This is a genomic window from Protofrankia sp. CiP1_Cm_nod2 (assembly GCF_920664355.1).
Classification (GTDB): domain Bacteria; phylum Actinomycetota; class Actinomycetes; order Frankiales; family Frankiaceae; genus Protofrankia.
Map to the genome: position 1 here is coordinate 1 of NZ_CAKKTL010000145.1, position 1,545 is coordinate 1,545.

The following is a 1,545-nucleotide window of genomic DNA, read 5'->3' on the forward strand; positions in this document are numbered from 1 at the left end:
GGGGCGTGGGCCGCTGGGACGCCCGCGGCCGCGGTGTCGAGCAGGCGGTGCGCACCGCGCTGGCGGCGGCCGGTGCCGAGCCGGGCGCCCTGTCCGCGGTCTGGGCCAACGCCGCCGGGATCCGGGCCGTCGACCGGCCGGAGCTGGCCGCCCTGGGCCGCGTGTTCGGCCCGGCCGGGCCCCGCGTCGAGACGCCCAAGCGCAGCCTGGGCGAGCCGGTCGGGGCGGGCGCGCACCTCTCGGCGGTCCTCGCCGTGGCCGGCTGGGAGGCCGGCGGGGCCGCCGGCCCCGTCCTGGTGAACAGCTCCTCCCTCGGCGGCACGCACGTCAGCCTCGTCCTGACCGGCCCAGAAGGCGGCGGTCCCGCCGGCCCGGAAGCAACCGGCCATGTTTTCCACGCCGTGGGCGCCGCGGGCTCCCGGAAGGAGCGGTGATGACCAGCCATCATGTCCGGATCGTGAGCACCGGCGGCTACCTGCCCGGTGAGCCGCTGTCCAACGACGACCTGGAGCGGCTGTGCGGCCCGCTGCCGGACGACGTGCTCGACGGCCTCCAGGTGCGCCGCCGCCACTGGATGATCGATCCGGGCACCGGCGAGCACCTGGTGAGCAACAGCGAGATGGCCACGGCCGCGGCCCGGCAGGCGCTCGACCGCGCCGGGCTCGAGGCCGCCGACGTCGACCTGCTGGTGATGTCGACGTCCTCCCCGGAGTACCCGCTGCCCGCGGCGGTCACCTTCGTCCAGGAGCGTCTCGGCCTGGCCCGGTGCGCGGTCGTGGAGGTCCGCTCCGGGTGCGCGGGGGCGATGCACGCGCTGGACATCGCCCGCCGCCAGCTGGCCGACGGCTCCGCGCGGACCGCGGTGGTCATCGGCAGCGAGGCCGTCTCCCCGGTGCTGGCGCCGATCTTCCTCGGACGCCGTCCCGACTCCGTCCGGCTGCGGGACCGGATCGCCATCTACAACTTCGGCGACGGGGCGGGGGCGATGGTGCTGCGGGCCGAGCCCGCCGGGCCGGGGGAGCCGGCGAGCTTCCATGCCAGCGTCAACGCCTGCATGGGCGGGGACCGCAAACCCGGTATGCAGATCATCGGCGGCGGCACGCACGCCCCCGTGGCCGAGCAGATGCGCGCCCGGCGCCCGGTCGACCTGCGTCTCGACGTGGTCGAGTCGGCGAGCTTCGGGCCGCGGGTGTTCGTCACCGCCCTGGACGAGCTGCTGCGCCGCAGCGGCCTGACCCTGCGGGAGGTCGGCGCGTGCGTCGTGCCCGAGGGCAACGCCGGCTACTTCAACGGCGAGCTCGAGGCCGCGGGGCTGTCCGCCGAGGACTGCGAGCTGCTCGCGAGCAGGGTCGTGGAGAACCTGACCGATGTCGGGGCGACCGGCTCCGCCGCCGTGCCCCTGGCGCTGGACGACGCCTGGACCTCCGGGCGGATCCGGCCCGGCGACGAGGTGCTGCTGCTGGCGATCGAGACCAGCAGGTGGCTGTACGCCGGGCTCTCGCTCACCTGGAGCGCTCCCTGGCCGGGCGCCGGCCTGTCGGCCGT

General features: G+C 76.4%; 1 protein-coding gene and 1 pseudogene. Both read left to right on the forward strand.

From position 1 onward, the window contains the following. A pseudogene (locus tag NBW84_RS15965) lies at positions 1–434 on the forward strand (beta-ketoacyl-[acyl-carrier-protein] synthase family protein); the annotation flags it as partial. Beyond that, on the forward strand, positions 434–1,545 hold a 1,112-nt coding region (locus NBW84_RS15970; protein ID WP_250285543.1), incomplete at its 3' end, for a 3-oxoacyl-[acyl-carrier-protein] synthase III C-terminal domain-containing protein. The pseudogene NBW84_RS15965 and the gene NBW84_RS15970, both read left to right, overlap by 1 nt.